16 protein-coding genes, 1 tRNA gene and 1 pseudogene are annotated in these 21273 nt (G+C 66.3%); 14 read left to right on the forward strand and 4 right to left on the reverse strand.

Features of this window, described 5'->3' with window-relative positions:
* Positions 1-106: 106 nt before the first annotated feature.
* Entirely contained in the window at positions 107-1114 is a 1008-nt protein-coding gene (locus tag EVS83_RS15560) for a GGDEF domain-containing protein (protein ID WP_166636774.1), read from the forward strand.
* Positions 1115-1226: 112 nt separating this feature from the next.
* Here EVS83_RS15560 and EVS83_RS16215 read toward each other — a convergent pair whose 3' ends face one another.
* Positions 1227-2069: a methyl-accepting chemotaxis protein gene (locus tag EVS83_RS16215; protein WP_425456056.1), complete on the reverse strand. Its 843-nt coding sequence runs from the start codon at positions 2067-2069 to the stop codon at positions 1227-1229.
* A gap of 147 nt (positions 2070-2216) precedes the next feature.
* A pseudogene (locus EVS83_RS16220) lies at positions 2217-2981 on the reverse strand (PAS domain-containing protein); the annotation flags it as partial.
* 570 nt (positions 2982-3551) lie between these two features.
* Here EVS83_RS16220 and EVS83_RS02755 point away from each other — a divergent pair.
* The 11 genes from EVS83_RS02755 to EVS83_RS02805 all read left to right on the forward strand — a co-directional run bounded on the left by EVS83_RS02755 (position 3552) and on the right by EVS83_RS02805 (position 19297).
* Entirely contained in the window at positions 3552-4028 is a 477-nt protein-coding gene (locus EVS83_RS02755) for a prepilin-type N-terminal cleavage/methylation domain-containing protein (protein ID WP_133499355.1), read from the forward strand.
* Between the two features lie 6 nt (positions 4029-4034).
* On the forward strand, positions 4035-6692 hold the full coding sequence (locus tag EVS83_RS02760) for a putative bifunctional diguanylate cyclase/phosphodiesterase (protein ID WP_133499357.1): 2658 nt from the start codon (positions 4035-4037) through the stop codon (positions 6690-6692).
* A gap of 171 nt (positions 6693-6863) precedes the next feature.
* Complete coding sequence (locus EVS83_RS02765; RefSeq protein WP_133499359.1) at positions 6864-7223, forward strand: helix-turn-helix domain-containing protein; 360 nt, start codon at positions 6864-6866, stop codon at positions 7221-7223.
* Between the two features lie 127 nt (positions 7224-7350).
* Positions 7351-7989, forward strand: coding sequence for a YjfI family protein (locus EVS83_RS02770; RefSeq protein ID WP_133499361.1), 639 nt, complete (start codon positions 7351-7353; stop codon positions 7987-7989).
* Complete coding sequence (locus tag EVS83_RS02775) at positions 7986-8723, forward strand: PspA/IM30 family protein (RefSeq protein WP_133499363.1); 738 nt, start codon at positions 7986-7988, stop codon at positions 8721-8723. Before EVS83_RS02770 ends, EVS83_RS02775 begins: the two co-directional genes overlap by 4 nt.
* The gene (locus EVS83_RS02780) at positions 8720-9385 is read left to right on the forward strand and encodes an OB-fold-containig protein (RefSeq protein WP_133499365.1); all 666 of its coding nucleotides are present in this window, start codon (positions 8720-8722) and stop codon (positions 9383-9385) included. Before EVS83_RS02775 ends, EVS83_RS02780 begins: the two co-directional genes overlap by 4 nt.
* Before the next feature lie 28 nt (positions 9386-9413).
* The gene (locus tag EVS83_RS02785) at positions 9414-11459 is read left to right on the forward strand and encodes a flotillin family protein (RefSeq protein WP_133499367.1); all 2046 of its coding nucleotides are present in this window, start codon (positions 9414-9416) and stop codon (positions 11457-11459) included.
* Between the two features lie 60 nt (positions 11460-11519).
* Positions 11520-16847, forward strand: coding sequence for a DNA repair ATPase (locus EVS83_RS02790; RefSeq protein WP_133499369.1), 5328 nt, complete (start codon positions 11520-11522; stop codon positions 16845-16847).
* Positions 16844-17539, forward strand: a complete 696-nt coding sequence (locus EVS83_RS02795) for a hypothetical protein (RefSeq protein WP_133499371.1) — start codon at positions 16844-16846, stop codon at positions 17537-17539. The genes EVS83_RS02790 and EVS83_RS02795 overlap by 4 nt, the downstream gene beginning before the upstream one ends.
* Positions 17520-18614: a toxic anion resistance protein gene (locus tag EVS83_RS02800; RefSeq protein WP_133499374.1), complete on the forward strand. Its 1095-nt coding sequence runs from the start codon at positions 17520-17522 to the stop codon at positions 18612-18614. The genes EVS83_RS02795 and EVS83_RS02800 overlap by 20 nt, the downstream gene beginning before the upstream one ends.
* A complete protein-coding gene (locus EVS83_RS02805) occupies positions 18611-19297 on the forward strand; it encodes a phospholipase D-like domain-containing protein (RefSeq protein ID WP_133499376.1) in 687 nt (228 codons plus the stop codon). The genes EVS83_RS02800 and EVS83_RS02805 overlap by 4 nt, the downstream gene beginning before the upstream one ends.
* A gap of 245 nt (positions 19298-19542) precedes the next feature.
* On the opposite strand, the gene EVS83_RS02810 is transcribed toward EVS83_RS02805, so the two are convergent.
* Both EVS83_RS02810 and EVS83_RS02815 read right to left on the reverse strand, forming a co-directional pair.
* Positions 19543-19785 (reverse strand): hypothetical protein, encoded by a 243-nt coding sequence (locus EVS83_RS02810; protein ID WP_133499378.1) that lies wholly within the window; start codon positions 19783-19785, stop codon positions 19543-19545.
* 361 nt (positions 19786-20146) lie between these two features.
* Positions 20147-20223, reverse strand: a tRNA-Met gene (locus EVS83_RS02815).
* Positions 20224-20366: 143 nt separating this feature from the next.
* Here EVS83_RS02815 and EVS83_RS02820 point away from each other — a divergent pair.
* Together EVS83_RS02820 and EVS83_RS02825 are read left to right on the forward strand one after the other, a co-directional pair.
* Positions 20367-20975, forward strand: coding sequence for an RNA pyrophosphohydrolase (locus tag EVS83_RS02820; protein WP_133499380.1), 609 nt, complete (start codon positions 20367-20369; stop codon positions 20973-20975).
* Positions 20976-21030: 55 nt separating this feature from the next.
* Positions 21031-21237 carry a bacterioferritin-associated ferredoxin gene (locus tag EVS83_RS02825; protein WP_133499382.1) on the forward strand — a complete coding sequence of 69 codons (207 nt, stop codon included), beginning with the start codon at positions 21031-21033 and terminating at the stop codon, positions 21235-21237.
* Positions 21238-21273 lie beyond the last annotated feature (36 nt).

Genomic DNA, 21273 nt, shown 5'->3' on the forward strand with positions numbered 1-21273 from the left:
CGCGTCACAAGGCGCGTCTGCGCGTCACAATGGTCGCCACCGGGGCGGGCTCGCTCGTACAGCGCGCCGGCCCGTCGCGTATGTCGAACACGCTGGATCGCAACCAATGTTCCAGACCCTGCCTGCCATCGACGCGCGATTCCGCTACCGAATGCGGCTCTGGTTCTGCCGTGCCTTCATCGTGCAGTTGCTGGTGATCGGTGCGCTCAGGCTGCATCTCGGGCACGACGAGATCGCGCTTTTCGATGCGGCGTGGGCCGTGTGCTTGTTCGTCGTGCTCGGCGCCATCCATCTGCTGCCCGACAATCCGCGCGTCGGCGATGCGCTGGTGCTGCTCAACGCGGCATTCGCGTCGGCGAGCATGCATCTGGTCGGCGTCATCGGCGTCGGCTGGGTGTTCCCGACCGTGATCGCGTCGTTCGCCATCAGCCGGACATCGTTGGCGCTCGGGCTGTCGACGATCATGCTGGTCAACGCGTTCCTGTTCACGCGCTTCGACAGCGTCGATATCCAGGTCGCGTTCGGTCTGTCGGGCGTGCTGATCACGGTGCTCGCGTACGTCGCGGCAATCCACGTCCAGCGTCTGCGCGGGCTGCTCGAGCGCCTGGCGACACGCGATCCGCTGACCGACTCCGGCAACCGTCGGGCGATGGACGAGGCGTTGCGCGCCGCATTGCGGTCGCGCCAGCCCAGTGTGCTTGCGGTGCTCGATCTCGACCACTTCAAGAAGATCAACGACGCCTACGGCCACGCCGTCGGCGACCGTGTCCTTCGGGAAACGGCGGCCGCCGCGCGACTGGCGCTCGGTGACGCCGGCGAGCTCTACCGCCTCGGTGGAGAGGAGTTCGTGATCCTGCTTCGCGACACCGAGCGCGACGCAGCACACGCACGGTTGCTCGCGCTCACCGCGGCCGTTCGGCGCGACGTGCGGCTGCGCGAGGTGCAGGTCACGTGTTCCGTTGGCCTTGCGGGCAAGCAGGCCGGTGACGATCAGGCGGCGTGGCTCGCACGCGCGGACAAGGCCGTCTACCGCGCGAAGGCGCTGGGCCGCGATCGCGTGGTCGATATCGACGACACGCCCGAATTGGACGCGGCGAGCTTCTGCATGGAGTAGTGCGCTCGCGCTACGGCGTGACCGGGCTGTTCAGAGGTCGTACGAACCCCGCGGATTCGCGCGCCGCGCGCGCGGCGCCGTCACCTGGCAGCGCACGCGTACCTGCACGCGATCAGGCGACGGCGCGCACCTTGCGATTCGGCTGCTGCGGCATCGCATTGGCGCGGCCCGCGGGTGCCGGCGCGTCCGATGTGCGATAGCGCGCGACCTGCGCGACCAGTGCGTTCGCTTCGTTCTCGAGGCTGCGCGCACTCGCCATCGCTTCCTCGACGAGCGCGGCGTTCTGCTGCGTCGTCTCGTCCATGGCCGTGATCGCACCGTTGACGAGGTCGATGCCCGCGCTCTGCTCGGCCGCGGCTGCCGCGATGTCGCCCATCAGGTGGGTGACGTCACGGATGCGGTCGACCGTGCGGGCGATCGTCGAGCCGGCGTCGTCCGCGACGCGCGCACCGATGCCGACCGCTTCGCCGGATGACAGAATCAGCGAGCGCACGTCCTTCGACGCAGTGGCGCAGCGCTGCGCGAGGCTTCGGACTTCCGACGCGACCACCGCGAACCCGCGGCCCTGTTCGCCCGCACGCGCGGCCTCGACGGCCGCGTTGAGCGCGAGGATGTTGGTCTGGAAGGCGATGCCGTCGATGACGCTGATGATGTCGGTGATCTGCTTCGCATTGCCCTCGATGCGCGACATGGCCTGCACCATCTGCGCGACGGCGGCGCGTCCGTCCTCGGCGACCTGCACGGCATCGAGTGCGAGCTGGTTGCCACGACGCGCGTTCTCCGCGGTGCCACGCACGGTGGACGCAAGTTCTTCCATCGACGATGCGGTTTCCTCGAGCGATGCCGCTTGGCGTTCGGTGCGGACCGAGAGGTCCTCGTTGCCCGCCGCGATCTCGCGCGCGGCGGCGTGCACTTCGCCGGACGCGGCCGCGACCTGCGACACGACGGTCGCCATCGAATCGAGGAGCGCATTGACGCCGTTGCAGAGCTCGGCAATTGCGCCGGCCTGCCCATCCAGCCGCACGCGTGAACGAAGGTCGCCCTGGCTGGCAGCCGACACCACGTCGCCGACGCTCGCCACCGCGTCCGCGAGCGCGCGCGCCTGCTTCACCTGGTCGGTGACATCAGTCGCGTACTTCACGACTTTCCACGGCTTGCCGTCGCCGTCGAAGATCGGGTTGTACGACGCCTGGATCCAGATCTCGTTCCCGGCTTTGCCGACGCGGCGATAGCGCCCGGAGTCGAACCGGCCCGCACGCAGGTTCGCCCAGAAGGCGGCGTAGGCGTCCGACTTGGTCTCCGCCGCCTCGAGGAACATCGCGTGGTGCTTGCCGCGCACCTCGTCGAGCGAGTAGCCGGTCGTGGCGCAGAAGTTCTCGTTCGCGGTCAGCACGTTGCCGTCGAGATCGAACTCGATGACGGCCTGCGCTTTGGAAATCGCCGCCATCTGGCCCGCGAAGTCCGCGGCCTCGCGCATCTTCGCGGTGATGTCGGTGGCGAACTTCACGACCTTGTACGGCGTGCCGTTCTCGTCGAACACCGGGTTGTACGACGCCTCGATCCAGATCGGCGCGCCCGACTTCGCGATGCGACGGAAGCGCCCGGCCCGCAGTTCGCCCCGACGCAAGGCACTCCAGAATTCGCTGTATTCCTTCGACGCCGCGTAGGCATCGTCGACGAACAGGCGATGGTGCCGGCCGGTGATGTCGTCCAACTCGTAGCCGACCGCCGCGAGGAAGTTCGCATTCGCCTGGCGGATCGTGCCGTCGAGGTCGAACTCGATGATCGCCTGCGCACGATCGACTGCGGCGAGCAGGCTGCGCGCCTCGAGCAGCGCGCGATCGGGAACCGACATGGTCGGCGCCATCTTTCGAAAAATCTTGTGCAACACGTTCGCGTCCTCGCGTAACGAAGTCGTCACGCCCTTCGTCACGATTTATCGGCGACGGCGCGGTGCGCTTCATGGGTAGACGAAAAGGCGCGTGAATCGTTCAAGCAGTGCGGCCGCTTTGCTGCACGCGGATGCGAGCGTCGTGATCCCCCGCGTTTGCGTCTGCGTCTGTGCGAATGACTAATGACCGATAGTGCGACGGCCGCTTGCCGTCGCAACAGCGGTTGTCAGCGCTCGAGCTGGTTCAGGACAGCCGGACGCACGCGGACAATGCGACGACTACCCTGCGGAACGGCACAGATATCACGTGTCTTGCGAATGCGCGGCCCGATGAGCCTGAACCGTTTCACATTTGCCTTTCGTTCGACAACAGCCGGTTGACTCCGCAGTCGGCTGCATTGACTGTGGACCTCGCCTGCTCTCGCCGACCGGCGAGGCGAAGTACCGAAGGACGGGCGATGCCGTTGCACGGTGATGCTTCAGTGACAGCTCCGGTACGACATTTGCTTGGCCACCGTGAAGCTTGACCGGCCCTAGGGGAGGGCGATGACCATCAGTGAGCGCTACCGCACACGTCGGCGGACGATGGGATGGACCCTGCTCGAGCTGATGCTCGGCTTGGCCGTGGCCGCGGTGCTCGCGGCGATCGCGCATTCGGGCTACAGGTCCATCGTCGAGCGCGGTCGCGTGGCGCATGCCAAGGCGGACATCGCCGAGTTCGACACCCTGATCGAGCGATGGCGTACTGGCCACCGCGAATACCCGACGAGCCTCGACGACTTCAATTACGACGGCCGTCTCGATCCCTGGGGCAATCCGTACCACTACACATTGCTGGCGGGAGTCAAAGGGAACGGTGCAGCGCGCAAGGATCACAAGCTCAATCCGCTCAACAGCGACTACGACCTGTTCAGCGCCGGCCGCGATGGCGTCTTCAAGACGCAGATCACCCAGAAGGACAGCCTCGACGACGTGATCCGCGCGCGCACCGGGGGTTACATCGGCCTGGCCGCGGACTACTGACCGTCCATGACGAATTGGTCGGCGCTTCGTATCGAGGGCACATGGCTGCGCAGCCGCCTCGCACGACGCATCTTCCTCATGTTCTGCGCGATGGCGTTCGTGCCCGCCGCGCTCGTGTTCTGGCTCACGTGGCGACAGGCCGATCTCACGGTCCGTACCGCCGAACAACGCGACCTGCGTGCAGAGACGCGATTCGTCGCGTTCACCCTGCTCAGCCGACTGCAAAGCGCCGAAGCCCTGTTGACGCGCATCGCCGCAGCCGGCGGCGTGCCGGATTCGAACGATGCGGACGTTTTCGACGCCGTTGTTCGTCGAACGCTTGCCAACGGCGTGGACACGTCGCGACTGTCGCGTCTGCACGTGTCAACGGTCCCGGGCGCGCAGATCGGTCGAGCTGTCTTGCTCGTCGCACGGCCGCAGCCCGACGGATCGACGGTGATCTACGCCGGCACGTTGTCGCCGCGCTACCTATGGCGGGCGGACGAGGATGTCGTCGAAGGCACCCGCATCTGTATTCGTTCCAGCGTGCAGGCGCTCGGCTGCGGCGGTGAGGTCACGTCGGGCGCACGCACGATTCGGACGTCGTGGGACCTCGACCTGAAGACCGAATACGGCGCGCCCGTGTGGCGTTTCGACGCCGAGCGCGAGTCGGGCGCGGCGCCCGCGTTGCGCGTGCACTGGTTCGCGCTGCTGGCCGCCGGCGTGCTGCTGATGGCGATGCTGATGAGCCTGGTGCAGATCCGTCGCACGCTGGTTCCGCTGGAAGCATTGATCGATCGCATCCGCGCGTTCTCCGGCTCGCGACGCGCCGTGCAGCGGAACTCGAACTCTGACGAGCTCGCGACGCTGTCGCACACCTTCGACGAGATGCAGCAGCGGATCGGCGGGCAGCTTGCGCGCCTGCACGGCTTGTCGGCGGTGGATGGCGAGATCGTGTCGCGCCAACCGCTCAGCGCCATCCTCGAGAGCGTTGCCGAGCAACTGCGTGCGTTGCCCGGCGTGCTCGAGGCCGCGGTCATCGTCGAGGTATCTGCAAGCGGGCCGCGCGACGTGTATCCGGCAAGCAACTCCGCGCACGAGCGGCACAAGGTGCTGCAGGTCATCGATTCGGTGCGCGTCGAGCGCGATGGCGATCCGTGGCAGCGCGTCGTCACGCCAGACGAGCATGACGGAGCGGGCAGCGTCTGGTATCGCCTCTCCCTCGCCGCGTCCGACGACCATCGCGCCTGGGCGGTCGTGGCGCTGGATACACGAGCAGAGCGCGATCCCGAAACGCTCGACGCCGCACGTCAGCTCGCCGACCGCGTCGCCATCGCGCTTGCACTCGACGCGCGCGAGCGTCGTCTCGTGCACCAGTCGCGCCACGATGCACTCACCGGCCTGCCGAATCGGCTGGCGATCATCGAAGAACTCGAAGCCGCGATCGCAACGTCGTCGCGGCCGTTCGCGGTCGTCTTCATGGATCTGGATCGCTTCAAGTCGGTCAACGACGGGCTCGGCCATGCGCTGGGCGACGCGCTGCTCGCTGAAATCGCGGCGCGACTTGCCAGCACGCTGTCGGCGGACGACGTCGTCGCACGCCTCGGCGGTGATGAGTTCGTGCTGCTCCTGCGCGATGTCGCAGGCATGGACGACATCGACGCCGTGCGCGCACGCATCGACACGGCGTTCGGACTGCCGGTGACGCTCGGCGACCACGTCATGGCGATCCGCTACAGCGCGGGCGTCGCGTTCCATCCCGTCGATGGCGACGATGCCCACGATCTGCTGCGCAAGGCGGACGTGGCGATGTATCGCGCCAAGCAGGAGGGCGGCGGGCGCTTCGCGGCGTATTCGGCGGGCATGAACGAGGCGGCGCGCGAGGAGGTCGAACTGGTGGCGGCGCTGCGTGTCGCGCTGTCGGACGAGGCGCTGGATGTGCACTACCAGCCCCGCATCGATCCGCACACCCGCCAATGGCAGGGCATGGAAGCGCTGGCGCGGTGGCACGATCCGCAGCGCGGCTGGATCCCGCCGTCGAAATTCGTCCCGCTCGCAGAGCGGCACGGGCTGATCGACGCGCTGGGCGCGCTGGTGCTTCGGAAGACGTGCGCGCAGATCGCCGCATGGCGTGCGCTCGGCTTCGCGCCGGGGCGCGTCGCGATCAACGTGTCGAGCGAACAGTTGCGTGCCGGGACGCTCGTGGACGACATCGGTCGCGTCCTCCTCGCCAGCGGCGCGGAGTGGTCGGACCTCGAAATCGAGATCACCGAGTCGCTGCTGATCGCCGATGCCGAGACGAGCTCGCGACAGTTGCAGGCGCTGCGGGATCTCGGTGTGCATGTCGCGATCGATGACTTCGGCACCGGCTACAGCTCGCTCGCCTATCTCGCGCGATTGCCGCTGGATACCATCAAGATCGATCGCGCGTTCGTGGTCGCACTCGACGAGCCCGGAACGGCGTCGGTGGTGCGTTCGATCCTTGCGCTCGCCACGGCGCTGGGCAAGCGCGTCGTCACGGAGGGCGTGGAAACCGAATCGCAGCTGCAGGTCCTGCAATCGTGGGGCTGCGACGTGTTCCAGGGCTATCTGTTCTACCGCCCGATGCCGGCTGCGGACGTCGGCACGTTGCTGGCAGCTGCATCGGCGGGCGCAGTGGGCAGCGAGAAGTCGTTGGCGCCGTAGGGTGCTTCACGATAAGGGGTAGCGGGCTTTCGCCACACCTTCCTGTACCGACGAGTGGACAGCGCAGCCGGACCACCGCGCGACGGAATCGCTGGCAGGGCAGCTCCGCGCGCTTGCCGCCACTCGCGCCAGGGCTTTTCGTCGTCTCCACGCGTCATCCGCGAGCACGCCATGACCTCGTTGGCCCAGCGCATCCGCCGCGCACGCACCGCCGCCGGCCTTTCGCAAAGCACGCTCGCCGCGCGCATCGGCATCAAACGGAGCGCGGTGACGCAGTGGGAGCACCCGCACGGCACGCGTCCGAGCGTCGACCACCTCATCCGCATCGCGATCGAAACCGGCACCGGCTTCGAGTGGCTGGCCACGGGCCGTGGCCCGAGCGAACTCGATCCGCTCGACACCACCCCCGCGGTTCTCGTCGACGACTACGCCGGCGACGAATTCGAAGCCCAGGCCCTCGGCCACCTCCGCCGTATGCCACCCGCGAAGAAGCGCATGGCCGTGGCGATATTGGAGACGATGGGGCGATGACGGTCGGCGATGATCGAACCCGCTGGGCGCTAAGGCACTGCGGCAGCCCAGCCCCATACTGCCGCTCGTCGGAAACGTCACCACAGCTGCTAGTCCGGGATTTCATGTAAGCGTACAGTCGCCTTCCATGAAAGGCGATCGCCCCCGCAGCTCGACGGACTACGTCCGGGAATTCCGCAAGCGGATGCGGGAATCCGGCCTGGTGAAGCGCGAGGTCTGGATCCGCCCCGAGCGGGCCCCCGAGCTGACGGCGATCGAAAAGCAGCTGCGCCAGCCGCCCGGTACGGCGACGGCGCTCGACGAAGAGCGATCGGCTCGGCCGGGCTGGACCGTACACGCGCTCGCCGTCGCGCTCGCAGCGACCCGGCCCGTGCTTACGGGCCGCGTCACCATCGAACTCATCGAGGGTGCGGAGCCCAGTCTCCACCTCGTCATGCACGACTACGGCGACCTGCCGGTTTTCGTTGCGATCGGTGGCGAGCAGATCATCGTGCAGGTGCTGATGTGGCCCGTGGACGACGTCGTCGACACGGCAGCGTTCGACATGCACGTGCTTCGGACACACAAGCTGCTGCCACTCAGCACGATGGGCATCGAGCCGATCGGTGGTGTCATGAGCTACATCATGTTCGGCTCGCTCGACACCCATTCGAGCCTCGCCAACGTCCTGTTCGAAATCGAAACGCTCGCCGAGAACGTGCTGAGCGCCGCGGAGTCGTACGCGCCGTTCCTGCGCCCCGAACTTCTCGACGAGGCGGCCGCATGAACCCTTTCAGTCGCCTCATGGGACGGGTCCGCGAGCAGCTCGTCGAACTCGGCGAAAGCCTCGCCGGCAGCCAGGCCGAGCGGTCGCTGGACGATCGCATCCGCCGTGCCGACGATCAGTTGCGCGAATGGCGGGCCTCGCTGGCCGAGTTCCGCGCGAAGCACATGGCCGCGAAGGAACGCCACGACGCCACGATCGCCATCGTGCTGCAACGCGAAGCGCAGACGGCCGTCGCTCTGCAAGCCGGGCAGGACGCCCTGGCCACCGAAGTCGCTGCCGAGATCGATCGATTGGAGCAGGCACGCGACGACGAGGCGGAACTGATGGGTCATCTCGACGCCTGCATCGCACAGATGACGCCCCTCGTGGAGCAGGGCGAACGCCAGCTGCGGCGCTTGCGACACCAGCTCGACGTCCTGCGCGCTGCGCACGCCGTGCAGCGTGCGCAGGAAGCCGTCGCCGGCCGCGGTGATGGTGATGCGGTTCGCCCGCAGACCGCACTCGATTCGTTGGCTCGCGTTCGTCGACAGCACGAAGCGGCGAGCGCACCCGAGTGCGCCGCGGTCGACACGTCGTCGACCGGGGCAGATACCGATCCGCTCGACGCAAAGCTTCAGGACGCGGGTGTCGATCGCCGTGCGCGCATCGACGCGATCCTCGCCCGCATTCGCGCGTCGGCCGAGCCCGCACCGACCCGGCCGGCCGGACGTGCCACCCGCAAGGCATCGTCATGACCGATTTCCTTACTACCGCATTGACGTTCCCGACCGTCGTCTACAGCGTGTTGCTGGCGGTCTGTCTGATCTATTGGCTGCTCGCCGCGACCGGCCTGATGGACCACCACGCGCCCGACGCGCTCCTGCATGGGCATCTGCACGGCGGCGACCTGCACGGGCACGGCGATCACCATGCAGAAGCCAGCGACCTTGCGGCGTTGCTCGGCCGGCTGGGCCTCGCCGGCGTGCCGGTCATGGTCATCGCGACGGTGCTCAGCTTCTTCGGCTGGATGTGCGCGTACTACGCGCAACTGCTCGTGCTCGATCACCTGCACACGACGTTGCGCGTCGCGATCGGCATCGCGGTCGATGTCGCTGCCCTCGTGCCGGGTCTCATTGCGACGTCGATCGCCCTCCGCCCGGTCAGCCGCTGGATCCTGAAGCTGCGTCCGCCCGTGGAGCCCAGCCTGCTCGGGCGCGTCGCGGTCGTCAGTACGCCGGTGGTCGACGACCGCTACGGCCAGGCACGCGTCGACGACGGCGGCGCCGGATTGATCCTGCAAGTACGTACCAACGAACCCGGCCGGTACAAGCGCGGCGACCGGGTCGTGCTCATCGAGTTCCTCGATGCGCAACATGCCTACCGCGTCGTCCCGGAACATCAGTTCCACAGTCTGTAAGCGTCACACCTCAAGGAGAGGGTCGCAAATGAGTATGTCCCTGATCATGCCGTTCATCATCGGCACCGGCGCGCTGCTGGTGGTGTTGCTCGGCCTTTTCGGCCTGTTCAAGGCTTTTTACGTCAAGGTCGAGCAGGGCACCGCCTTGATCGTCAACGACCTGAGCAGCACGCCCAAGGTGCGGTTCACGGGCGGCCTGATCATTCCGGTGCTGTACAAGGCCGAGTACATGCAGATCTCGCTCATCACCCTGCAGGTGGATCGCAAGGGCAAGGAAGGCTTGATCTGCAAGGACAACATGCGCGCCGATATCTCCGTTGCGTTCTACCTCCGCGTGAACGAGACGCAGCAGGACGTGCTGCGCGTGGCCAAGGCCATCGGCGCGCATCGCGCCTCCGACAAGGTCGCCGTGGACGAGCTGTTCAACGCCAAGTTCTCCGAGGCGCTGAAGACCGTCGGCAAGCGCTTCGACTTCACCGAACTGTTCGACAAGCGCGAAGAGTTTCGGGACGAGATCGTTAAGGTCATCGGCAGCGACCTCAACGGTTATGCGCTCGAGGACGTCGCCATCGACTACCTCGAGCAGACGCCGAAGCACCTGCTCGATCCCAACAACATCCTCGACGCCGAGGGCATCAAGAAGATCACGGAGCTGACGTCGGCGCAGAACGTGCGCACGAATGATCTCGAACAGAATGCGACGCTCGAGATCCAGAAGCGCAACACCAGCGCCCGGGAAGCGGCGCTGGCGATGGAGAAGCAAGTCGCTGAGGCGGAAGCGCGCCAGGCGCGTGAGGTTGCCGAGGTGCGGGCCCGTGAAGAGGCGGCTGCGAAGAAGGCGCAGGAAGAACAGCGCCTGATCGCGGAGCAGGCGCGCCTGGAAACGGAAGAGAAGCTGCAGATTCGTGACCAGAACAAGCTGCGCGAGATCGAAGTTGCCGAGCAGAACCGTCAGCGCGCCGTGGCGATCGAAGCCGAGCGCGTCAACCGCGCGCGTTCGCTCGAGCAGGTGACCACCGAGCGTGAAGTGCAGCTGCAGAACGTCGAGCGTGACAAGGCGGTCGAAGCCGGCCGCATGGACGTCGCCAACATCACCCGCGAGCGCATCTCGATCGACAAGACGGTGGCGCAGGAGGAAGAGCGCATCAAGGACGTGCGTGCCGTGTCGGAAGCCGAGCGCCAGCGCCAGGCGCGCGTCATCGCTGCCGAGGCGATTGCGCAGGAGGCGCTCGTCCGCACGGTGAAGGAGGCCGAGGCTGCCGAAGCCGCCTCGAAGCACCGCGCGAACGAGACGACCATCACCGCCGAGTCCGAACTGCAGTCGTCGATCAAGCTGTCGGAAGCCAAGCGCGTGCTGGCCGAAGGCGTCAAGGCCGAGCGCGCTGCGCCGGGCCTGGCCGAGGCGCAGGTGCGTGAAGCTAGCGCGGCGGCGATCGAGAAGGTCGGTATCGCGGAAGTGCGCGTGCTCGAGGCAAAGGCCGAAGCGACCTACAAGCAGGGCAATGCCGAAGGTCGCGTGCTGGCCGAGACGCTCGCGGCGAAGGCGCACGGCGAGGAGAAGATGGGTCTCGCGAAGGCGAAGGCGGTCGAAGCCGTCGGCACGGCCGAAGCCGAAGTGCTTGGCAAGCGCTTCAACGTCGAAGCGGAAGGCCTGAACAAGCGCTTCGCGGCACTGGACGAGCTCAGCGACAACGCGCGTGCGCACGAAGAGTTCCGCATGGTGTTGGAGAAGAACCTCGAGCAGGCGCTTGCCGCGATCGAGGCCGGCAAGGACGTCAGCAAGGAAAACGCCGAAGTCATCGCGACGGCGCTGCGTGGGGCGAACATCGACCTTGTGGGCGGCGACGGCGGGCTGTTCGAAAACTTCTCGAAGGCGCTGTCGCTGGGCAAGGCGATCGAAGGCTTCGCTGCCAAGAGTCCGATCGCGCAGGATCTGCTGGAGCGCTATCTCGGCGTTGCCAGACCCGCGCCGCGCGAGCGCGTGATCGATGCCGCCGGTGCCGCACCGATTGCAGCCGCGATCGAACGCGCCGCGCATGCTGCCGACGCGGAACCAGCCAAGCCCGCGGTCTGACGAAGGAACCGCCGGGCGCCGTGTGGTGCCCGGCCTGCTCACGGAATGGAAGGCTTCTAGATGTCCGAGTCCACGCCCACGGTCGCGTCCGGCGACACGTCTTCTGCAGTCGATCGCGCCGTCGCCGAGGGCGGTGCGTACGAGGTGCTGCGTCGGCGCCTGACCGAGCAGGGTGGTCGCCTGCGCGGAATCGCCGACACGCTCAATGCGCAACGCGTCGCCGAGTTCGGCGATAGCCGGCTCGAGGTGATCGGTCGCCTCCGGGTCCGCACCGAGCACAACTGCGTAGGGCGCGACATCGTGCCCGTGGGCGGCTTGCTCTTGTTCGGCTACAACGTTTTCATGGGTCTGAAGACGACCACCGGCATCGCGGACGTCTTCGCCCTGTACCGCCTGGTCGAAACGGCGGACGGCTTCGACGTCGAAACCGTCGATCCGGCGAGCAGCTTCCTCGGTGACGCACAGTTCGAGCGCGACTTCGCGGAGCTGTACGCGTATTACAAGAACGCACGTTTGCTGCAGCTCGACGTCACGGGCGGCAAGCTCCTCGCCGCGTTCCAGATCGGCGAGCGCAGCACGGATGTGCGCGTCTTCCGTTGGGCGGTTTCGCCGCAGGGCGAAATCACTTACATCGACGCACGGGGCGAGCGCGACCTCATATTGCCGCCTCCGTTCGATTTCGAGTGGACGCGCGCGACGCGCGACCTGATGGTCAGCGGTCGGTTTCCGCATCTCAATATTCTCGACACGTTGTTTGTCGAGACGACCGGTGGCGACCTCACGATCAAGGTCGAGAACAATACCGAGACCGGTCAGGGCATCTACGCCGAGCCGGTCGACGACATCACGCAGTCGCTCGACGATGCGACGTTCGAGTTCGCCAAGCTCGGTTCGCTGATCCTGCTCAAAGTACTGCCGTACCGCGAGCACGCGTGGCGCGGCTTCATCTACAACACGCTCACCGGCAAGATCACGCGCAACGACGCGATCGTGCAGGCCTGTGTGCAGTTGCCCGAGGATCATGGGCTGCTGTTCCCTGGCGGGTACTACCTGCAGAACGGCGAACACAAGGCGTTCGACGCCCAGATGGACGGCATGCAGTTCCAGCGCGCCATCCGTTCGCCGAACGGCGAAGACGTGCTCTACATGTTCTACGAGCACGAGGCCGGAAAATCGGCACTGTTCGTCTACAACATGATCCAGCGCAAGCTGCAGAACCCGTTGTTTGGCCACGGTCATGCGGAGTTGCCGGACGGCCGCATGGTGCTGTTCGGCGCCGAGGGCGATGCGCCCACCCGCGTCCACGCGATGCAGGTCTGGCAGACCCCGTTCGTGTCCGACGAAGTGGCCGCGGCACGTCCGCCGGGGAACAGTTTCATGGGCCGCCTGGGTAACGCAGAGCTGGTGCGCGGCATTTCCAACCTGCTGGAGCTCACGCGTGAGATCGAGCGCCCCGACGTGTCGGCGGCCCGCTATCAGCTCCTGGCCCAACATACGCGGCGGCTGTTCGATGCCCATCACTGGATCGACGACGCCCACTGTTGCGGCGCAGCGACCCTGCTGCGCGAGATTGCTGCGAGCAGCGAGTCCGTGCTCGACGAGTTCGAGAAGGTCGAGGGCATCCGCCGACAGTCGGAACAGGCGATCGTCCGCGCAGCCTCCGACCACAAGGCGCTGCTGGCTCGGCTGACACCTGACAGCTGGACGCAGGTTCAGGACTACGTCGACGCCATCAACGACATCACACGGCAGCGTGGTCATTTGCTGACCATTCGGGACTACCGCTACATCGACGTTGCCGCGGTCGACGGGATGAACTCGGAACTCGAAGTGGCCCATGCGCGCATTGGCGCTGCGACGGGTACGTTCCTTGCCGGTGCGGCTGCGCTGGCACCGTTCGCCAAGCGGGTCGACGATCTCGACGCCGCGGCCCAGCAGGCGCAGACCGCGAAGCAGCTCGCCGAGCATCTCGCATCGCTGAAGACGCTGTCGGCGGATCTCGACATGCTTTCGGCGCTCATGGCCGGGTTGCAGGTGGAGGACGCGACCGAGCGCACACGCGTCGTTGACGCGATCGCGGGGATTTACGCGCGTCTCAACCAGGCGCGCGCACGCGCTGACCAGCGTCGCAAGTCGCTGGGCTCGGCTGAGGCTGTCGCGCAATTCGCTGCGCAGTTCGCACTTTTCGGGCAGTCCATTACGAGCGCGCTGGGTCTGGCGACAGATCCCGAGAAGGCCGACGAACAGCTGTCGCGACTCATGGTGCAACTCGAGGAACTGGAGAGCCAGTTCGGCGAGCACGAGCAGTTCCTGGGCGACATCCTCACCAAGCGCGAAGAGCTGCTCGAGACATTCCAAGGCCACAAGCAGGCACTACTCGACGAGCGCCAGCGCAAGGCACAGGCCGTTCTGGATGCCGCGAACCGAATCCTCGAAGGATTGAGCAAGCGTTGCGAGAAATTCACCACCGCGGACGAGCTCAATGCCTTCTTCGCGGGCGATCCGCTGATCCTCAAGCTGCGCGAACTGGCGGACCGGCTTCGCGCGCTGAAGGACAGCGTCAAAGCCGACGACGTCGCGGCACGACTCAAGGCGACGCGCGACCAGGCCGTCCGTGCGCTTCGCGATCGCAGTGACCTCTTCGAGGGCGGCGGGGACATCATCCGGCTCGGCCGTCATCGCTTCAGCGTCAACACGCAGCCGCTCGATCTCACGATCCTGCCGCGCGGCGACCACCTCGCGCTGCACCTCACGGGCACCGACTTCATGGAGCCGATCGACAGCGCTGAGCTCACTACGTTGCGCGAGTACTGGCAGACGGCGTTGGAATCGGAATCCGCCGAGCTCTATCGCGGCGAGTACCTTGCGGGCGAGCTGCTGACCGCGGCGGAGCAGGGCGCGGATGGGCTGTCACAGGAGAGCCTGCAGCGGCTCGCCGCCGACCCCGACGCGCTCGCCAAGGCAGTACGTGACTTCGCAGCCCCGCGCTATCGGGACGGCTACGAACGCGGCATTCATGATCACGACGCCGCGCGCATCCTGCGCGCGTTCCTCGCCCAACGCGGCGTCGCGGGTGAACTCGTGCACGCGCCGGCGGCGCGGGCGCTTGCCGCCCTCTTCCAGGCCACCCATACCGACGACGCGGATGTCCGAGAGTGGCTTGGGCGTGCGAACGGCGCGAAGGCGATGCAGGTGTTGTTCAATGCGCGAAGCGGTCTGGATGCATTGCTTCGCGACATCAATGGGCGCATCGTCGCTTTCGTCGATGCCGCAGGGCTTCCGTTCGAGCCGGCCGACGCATCAGATGCAGCACGCTACCTCGTCGACGAACTGACCGCAGGCCAAAACGCGTTCGTCCTGTCGCGCTACGGCCGCGAACTCGGCGAGGCGCTGCTCGCGCGTCTTGAGAGCGCAGGCCTCAAGGAGGGATTCGAGCGCACGATCGAGCAGTTCCGCGATCGCCCCGGCGCGCGCTGGCACCACGCGGTGCACTGGCTCGACGCGCTTTGCGGTGACGCGACGTTCGTCCCGATGCAGCGTTACGTCCCTGAAGCCGCCGCGTGGCTTCTTACGCGCGATGTGCTGCCGCGTCGCGACAACGCGACGCCTCTCCTGACCGCCGTCGACGGCCTGCTGGGCGAGCACCCGCGTATCGCGAGCGGAACGCTGCACCTTGCGATCGACGACCTGCTCGCGCGTCTTCGCGCCCATCGCGAGCGTTTCCTGCCGGGCTATCGTCGGTACCAGGCACTTCGCCAGACCGTCGCGACGCGTGAACGAGACGCACTGCGCCTGTCGGAGTTCAAGGCAAGGCCGCTTACGTCGTTCGTCCGCAACAAGCTGATCAACAAGGTCTACCTGCCGCTGATCGGCGACAACCTCGCCAAACAGATGGGCACGGTCGGCGAAGGCAAGCGCAGCGATCTCATGGGCCTGCTCATGATGATCTCGCCGCCCGGCTACGGTAAGACGACGCTGATGGAGTACGTAGCGAATCGTCTCGGCCTGATCTTCATGAAGGTCAACGGGCCCGCGCTCGGCCATGAGGTTCGTTCCGTCGACCCCGCCCAGGCCCCCGACGCTACGGCGCGCCAAGAGCTGGAAAAGCTCAATCTCGCGCTCGAGATGGGCAACAACGTGATGCTGTACGTCGACGACATCCAGCACACCAGCCCCGAATTCCTGCAGAAGTTCATTTCACTCTGCGACGGCACGCGCCGCATTGAGGGCGTCTGGAAAGGGCGCAGCAAGACCTACGACATGCGGGGCAAGAAGTTCTGCGTCGTCATGGCTGGCAATCCGTATACGGAATCCGGTGAGGTCTTCAAGATTCCGGACATGCTCGCCAACCGTGCCGACATCTACAACCTCGGTGACGTGCTCGGCGGCATGGAAGACGCCTTCCTGCTCAGCTATATCGAAAACAGCCTGACGTCGAACCCGGTGCTTGCGCCGCTCGCAACGCGCGACATGTCCGATCTGTATCTCCTGATCGACAAGGCGATGGGCAAGGACGTTTCGACCAACGGCCTCAGCCATGCCTACAGCGGCGCCGAGATCAGCGAACTCGTCGCGACGTTGCAGCGGCTCATCGCAGTGCGCACCGTGGTCTATCGCGTCAACCAGGAATACATCGCGAGCGCTGCGCAGGCCGACAGATACCGGACGGAGCCGCCGTTCAAGCTGCAGGGCAGTTACCGCAACATGGGTAAGCTGGCCGAGAAGATCTCGCCGGTGATGAACGATGCGGAAGTTCAGCAGCTGATTTCCGATCACTACCTGGGCGAGGCGCAGCTGCTCACCCAGGGCGCGGAGGAAAACCTGCTAAAGCTCAAGGAATTGCGTGGTCTGCTGTCGGGGGACGATGCCATCCGCTGGGCGCAGATCAAGCGCGACTTCCTTCGTAACAAGGCGATGGGAAGCGACGACGCGGACGTCGGCGGTCGCGTTGTCGCCCAGCTCGCGGACATCGCGAGCGGGCTGCAGGCAATCGAAGGCGCGACAGCACGGCCTGCGGAAACACCCGCGCCGTGGGGCGAACTGCTGCAGTTGTTGCGCGACGCCGTCGAGCGACCGGCTGGATCCGCGACGGCGACCGAGGCGGCGCGGCCACCCGTAGACGATGTCGTGCGTGAAGCGCTCAAGCGCCTTCCCGACAGCCTGCATGCCGCGATCGTGCCGCTGCTCGATGCCCTGCGGAGTTCGCAGGATCAGCAGACCCGCGTGAATACGGCGATCATGCAGCTCGCCGAATCGCTGCGGGATGCGTCGCCCACGCGCCAAGTCCTGGTCGCGCCTGCGAAGACGCGCGGGCCCCATCACCCCACGGCGGAGGAAGCGCCGCTGGATCGCGCCCTCGAGCAGTTCGGCGCATCACCCTCGCCGTGACCGAACGCTGTCCTGCTGCAGGCGGGCCAAGGATCAGCGACGCGCCGTCCGCGCGCGCGCGGTTGCTGGAGGACGTCGCCGACCTGCTGGCGCGGCAGCCCGCCACGGATCTTCTCGGTGACCTCCGGCAGTGGCTCGAGGGGTTAGTCCCGCAGCGACGGGGCCTGTCGGCTCTTGCCGATCGCCTACTCGCACGAGACCTCGTGCGGGCAGCGCATCCCGACGCGCTGGACGCGCGGCTGCGTGTCATCGACGATCGCTGCGCCGCGCATGCGGCTGCAACGGAGCGCTTTCTCGCCCACGCGGACAGCGCCATCCGCGATGCGGACCAGCAGCTCGAAATGATCGGGCGGGAGCGCGAGAAGGCGTCAGCGGCGATGGCCGACGACGTCGCTGCGGGCCCGGGGGCGCTGCAGCGCCTGGATGCTTTGCACGCATCATGGCTCGCGACGCGCGCGCAGGTCGCACTGGCCCGGTCGACGGCGGAAGCAGTGCTCGACCAGTACCAGCACATGCGTGACCTGCTCATGCCGCTGTGGCGGCAGCACGGCGCGGCCAGAGCGGCGGCCGAACATGCGCGTGCCGCCCGGGGCTTGGCAGAGCTGCAAGCCGCGTTCGCCGCTGGCCCCACCAACCTATCGTTGATCGACCCGCACGCACTGGAGAGTCTCGATGACCGCACCCACTCATGATCTCGTTGCTGCCACACCCGCCGCTGGATTGGATGCCGCCACGCTGCGGGCCATGGACCTGCAGCCCGCGGACGCCGAAGCGATCGAGAGCCTGCGCGCGGCGCTCGCCGCCCAGCCCGTAACGGACCTGCAGGGTTATGGACGAGACGCCTCATTGCGTACGACGCAGTTCTCCAGCCAATTGCTCGATCAGGTTCGCAACAAGGATCTCGACGATGCAGGCGTCAAGCTCGGTGAGGTCGTCCGAATCGCGCGATCATTGAACCTGCAGAAGTTCGCCGGGCGGTCGAAGGTACCGGTCATCGGACCGTTGATCGACCGCATGCGCGACGCGAAGGGCGAGCTGGTGCAGAAGTTCAGCAGCACCAACCAGCAGATCGACCAGCTGATGCGCGACCTCTCGCGCCAGCAGGACGATCTCGGCAAGCGCGTACGCGACTTCGACCGCATGCACGACATCGTGCTCGAGGAACGCCATCAGCTGGGTGTGCACGTGGCCGCGGGCAAGCTCCGTCTCGCCGAACTCGACGAAGCGCGTCGTGCACTCGATGGGCTGGAGGATGCGGAGTCGCGGACCCGTCGGTCCGAACTCGAGATGGCGATCCGGCTACTCGACAAGCGCGTTGGCGATCTTCAACTCATGCGGCATGCCGCGGAGCAGACGCTGCCGATGATTCGTCTGATTCAGGCGAACTCGATGCAGCTTATCGAGAAGTTCGGCTCGGTGCGCGACATCACCATCCCCGCGTGGAAGCGGAGTTTCGCGCTTCAACTGTCACTCAACGAGCAGCAGAACGCGGTGCAGCTGGCCACCGCCATCGACGACGCCACCAACGAGCTCATGCGGCGCAATGCCGACCTGCTTCGCGAGAACTCCGTAGCGACCGCACGCGCCAACCAGCGCGGCGTGATCGACATCGAGACGCTGCAGCACGTGCATGAGCAGCTGATCCAGACGGTCGAGGATGTCCGCCAGATCCATCGGGAAGGTGCCGAAAAGCGTCACCAGGCCGAGCAGGACCTCGCGCGCATGCGCGACGATGTCCAAAAGCGGCTCGCGGCGCCAAACGTATGATCGCGTTGGACGACCTGGACCGGCTGCTGCGCGAATCCGCCGCCGACGGACGCCTCGACCACGACGAACGTCTGGAACTGCGCGACATCGGCCAACAGGCGACCGCCGATCAGGTCCGTTTCCTGCGCAATCGCGCGTTCGATATCGCACGCGAGTCGATGCGGGCTGATGCGACGACGGCGCTCGATGTGCTGCGCTGGTTGGAGCAGGTGGTGAAGACGCTGGAGGTCGCTGCGATCGGTGCGAGCGCGGCGACGACGGCCTTCTTCTCGCCCGGGGATGCGTGCCTGCGGCAGCTGCAGTCGCTGTGGTCGAATGCCAAGCGCTCGGCCGATGCGTGCGTGTTCACCATTGCGGACGATCGCATCACGCGCGTCATTCTGGACGCGCATCGCCGCGGCGTAACGGTGCGGATCGTCAGCGACGACGACAAACGTTTCGACACGGGCAGTGATCTGGACGAGCTAGTTGTGGCCGGAGTTTCGGTGCGCACCGATGCCACGCCGTATCACATGCATCACAAATTCGCGGTTTTTGATGGCGCGACTGTGGCGAACGGCAGTTTCAACTGGACGCGTAGCGCGAGCTCGAACAACTTCGAGAATCTTGTCGTCAGCAGCGATCCGTACCTGGCGCGTGTGTTCGCGGGCCATTTCGAGACGCTCTGGAGTCGCTTCGCGTAATCGCTGTCGGTCGGCACGGGCAAATCTTGCGCCGACGGCAGCGCCGCCGTGGTGTCTAGCCTCGTTCATCGCATGCGCCTTGCGGATGGTGGCGGAGGGCCGATGTCGACGAGGCTCGCGCACTCTTGACGGACTGCAAGCGGCAATATGCCTTGGCGCCTCAATCGCAGGCGTTGTTTGGAGCGATGTCAGCCGCGGCGCCGGTCCTCGAGTCGGGCGGGAGGGCCGGCGCACGTGGGCAGCGATCAGCCGATGGCGTGCGTCTGACGGATCTTCGTGATGCGTGCGGCGACTGTCGGGTCGAGCTGCGTTTGCTCGGCCTGCTTGAAAATGCTCTGCAGAACCCGCTTTTCGTCTTCGTCGTACGTGCCGTCGCGTTCTGCGAGTTCGAGCAGCTTGTCGAGTTCCGCGTGGTCGAGCAGACCATCGTTGGTGAACAGGGGGATCGAGGCGAGGGCGACGTCGAGATGGCTGCGGGACGATGGCATGAGTTCGAGCTCAGCGTGCGATGGAAAGCGCGAAGATAGAGCTTCGTAGTGCTGTTGTCGCCTGCTTGCCCAATGACGGGAATGCACGCGCCGGCGCGTGCAGATGTTTGCTCGCCGGAGCGGAACCGGACGGTCGGCGGTCGTAGGTGCGCTGGCTTGTTGCAATGTGGGGGTGGGCTGTGACGTGCGTGCGTCCAGCGGTTTTTCGTCGGCCGGCCGGTCGACGCCGTGGATGCAGCGCACTGAGGCGCACCTACTGGCACGGCCGATCGACGTCGCCGGGCCCGGGCTGGTCAATCAACTGCCCCAAAGACGAGGCGCTCGCCGGGCACAAAAAAGCCCGCGCAGTGGCGGGCGTAGATGGTGGCTATGGGTGGACTCGAACCACCGACCCCAGCATTATGAGTGCTGTGCTCTAACCGGCTGAGCTACATAGCCATGCGGTGAACCGCGAATTCTTCCGGTTCGGCCGCTCACTGTCAACGGCTGCAGCGCCTACACCGCGTTCGCTTGTTGTCGACCGCCCCCCGTGGCAGAGTCGATCGCAGTGGCTTCGTGCCTAAGCGATCGAGGTCCGCATCGTGATCGATCCGGACGGCTACCGCCCCAACGTGGGCATCGTGATCATGAATGCCGACGGCCAGGTGTTCTGGGCTCGGCGTGTCCATCGCGATGGCTGGCAGTTCCCGCAGGGCGGGATGAACACCGACGAGACGCCGCTCGAGGCGATGTATCGCGAGCTGCGTGAAGAGACCGGGCTGCTGCCGGAGCACGTCGACGTGCTGGCCGCGACGCCCGGCTGGCTTCGCTATCGGCTCCCGCAGCGTGCGATCCGTCGCCGCGACCGGCTGGTCTGCATCGGCCAGAAGCAGGTGTGGTTCCTGCTGCACCTCAAGGGCGCGGAGTCGGAAGTCCGCTTGGATCTGACCGAGAAGCCCGAATTCGACCACTGGCGCTGGGTCGACTTCTGGTACCCACTGGACCACGTCGTGACGTTCAAGCGCGGCGTCTACTCGCGGGCGTTGCGGCATCTCGCGCCCACCGCCCGCCAGCTGGCGGGCGCCACAGCGATCCCGACGCCGGTGCCTGATCCGTACGACAACCGCGGCGTCCGCTCGCCGCGACGGCCCCGCCCGCGCTCCGGCGGCTACGGGCAGCCGGTCGGGGCCTCCGAACCCGCATCTAATTGACAATCATTCTCATTCGTGTTGGACTAGGGGCGTCCCATCGATCGTCCCGGCCCCCATGTACGTGTGCATCTGCAACGGCGTCACTGATCGCGACATCCGCCAAGCGGCGGAGTCCGGTTGCCGCAGCATGTCGGAGCTGACGATGCGCACCGGCGCGGGTGCCACCTGCGGCAGCTGCATCGAGATGGCGACGTCGATCCTCGACGAAACGACGGCGCGCCTAGAAGCATTGCCGCTTCCGGTGCTCTCGATCGCGGCCTGACCTCAACGCAGGCGATTCGCATTACGCCGTAGCGCG

The organism is Cognatilysobacter terrigena (assembly GCF_004361065.1).
GTDB lineage: Bacteria > Pseudomonadota > Gammaproteobacteria > Xanthomonadales > Xanthomonadaceae > Cognatilysobacter > Cognatilysobacter terrigena.

Coding starts and splice junctions, on each gene's coding strand:
- EVS83_RS15560 (WP_166636774.1), top strand. CDS start 107: ATGTTCCAGACCCTGCCTGCCATCGACGCGCGATTCCGCTACCGAATG.
- EVS83_RS16215 (WP_425456056.1), bottom strand. CDS start 2,069: ATGGCGACCGTCGTGTCGCAGGTCGCGGCCGCGTCCGGCGAAGTGCAC.
- EVS83_RS02755 (WP_133499355.1), top strand. CDS start 3,552: ATGACCATCAGTGAGCGCTACCGCACACGTCGGCGGACGATGGGATGG.
- EVS83_RS02760 (WP_133499357.1), top strand. CDS start 4,035: ATGACGAATTGGTCGGCGCTTCGTATCGAGGGCACATGGCTGCGCAGC.
- EVS83_RS02765 (WP_133499359.1), top strand. CDS start 6,864: ATGACCTCGTTGGCCCAGCGCATCCGCCGCGCACGCACCGCCGCCGGC.
- EVS83_RS02770 (WP_133499361.1), top strand. CDS start 7,351: ATGAAAGGCGATCGCCCCCGCAGCTCGACGGACTACGTCCGGGAATTC.
- EVS83_RS02775 (WP_133499363.1), top strand. CDS start 7,986: ATGAACCCTTTCAGTCGCCTCATGGGACGGGTCCGCGAGCAGCTCGTC.
- EVS83_RS02780 (WP_133499365.1), top strand. CDS start 8,720: ATGACCGATTTCCTTACTACCGCATTGACGTTCCCGACCGTCGTCTAC.
- EVS83_RS02785 (WP_133499367.1), top strand. CDS start 9,414: ATGAGTATGTCCCTGATCATGCCGTTCATCATCGGCACCGGCGCGCTG.
- EVS83_RS02790 (WP_133499369.1), top strand. CDS start 11,520: ATGTCCGAGTCCACGCCCACGGTCGCGTCCGGCGACACGTCTTCTGCA.
- EVS83_RS02800 (WP_133499374.1), top strand. CDS start 17,520: ATGACCGCACCCACTCATGATCTCGTTGCTGCCACACCCGCCGCTGGA.
- EVS83_RS02805 (WP_133499376.1), top strand. CDS start 18,611: ATGATCGCGTTGGACGACCTGGACCGGCTGCTGCGCGAATCCGCCGCC.
- EVS83_RS02810 (WP_133499378.1), bottom strand. CDS start 19,785: ATGCCATCGTCCCGCAGCCATCTCGACGTCGCCCTCGCCTCGATCCCC.
- EVS83_RS02825 (WP_133499382.1), top strand. CDS start 21,031: ATGTACGTGTGCATCTGCAACGGCGTCACTGATCGCGACATCCGCCAA.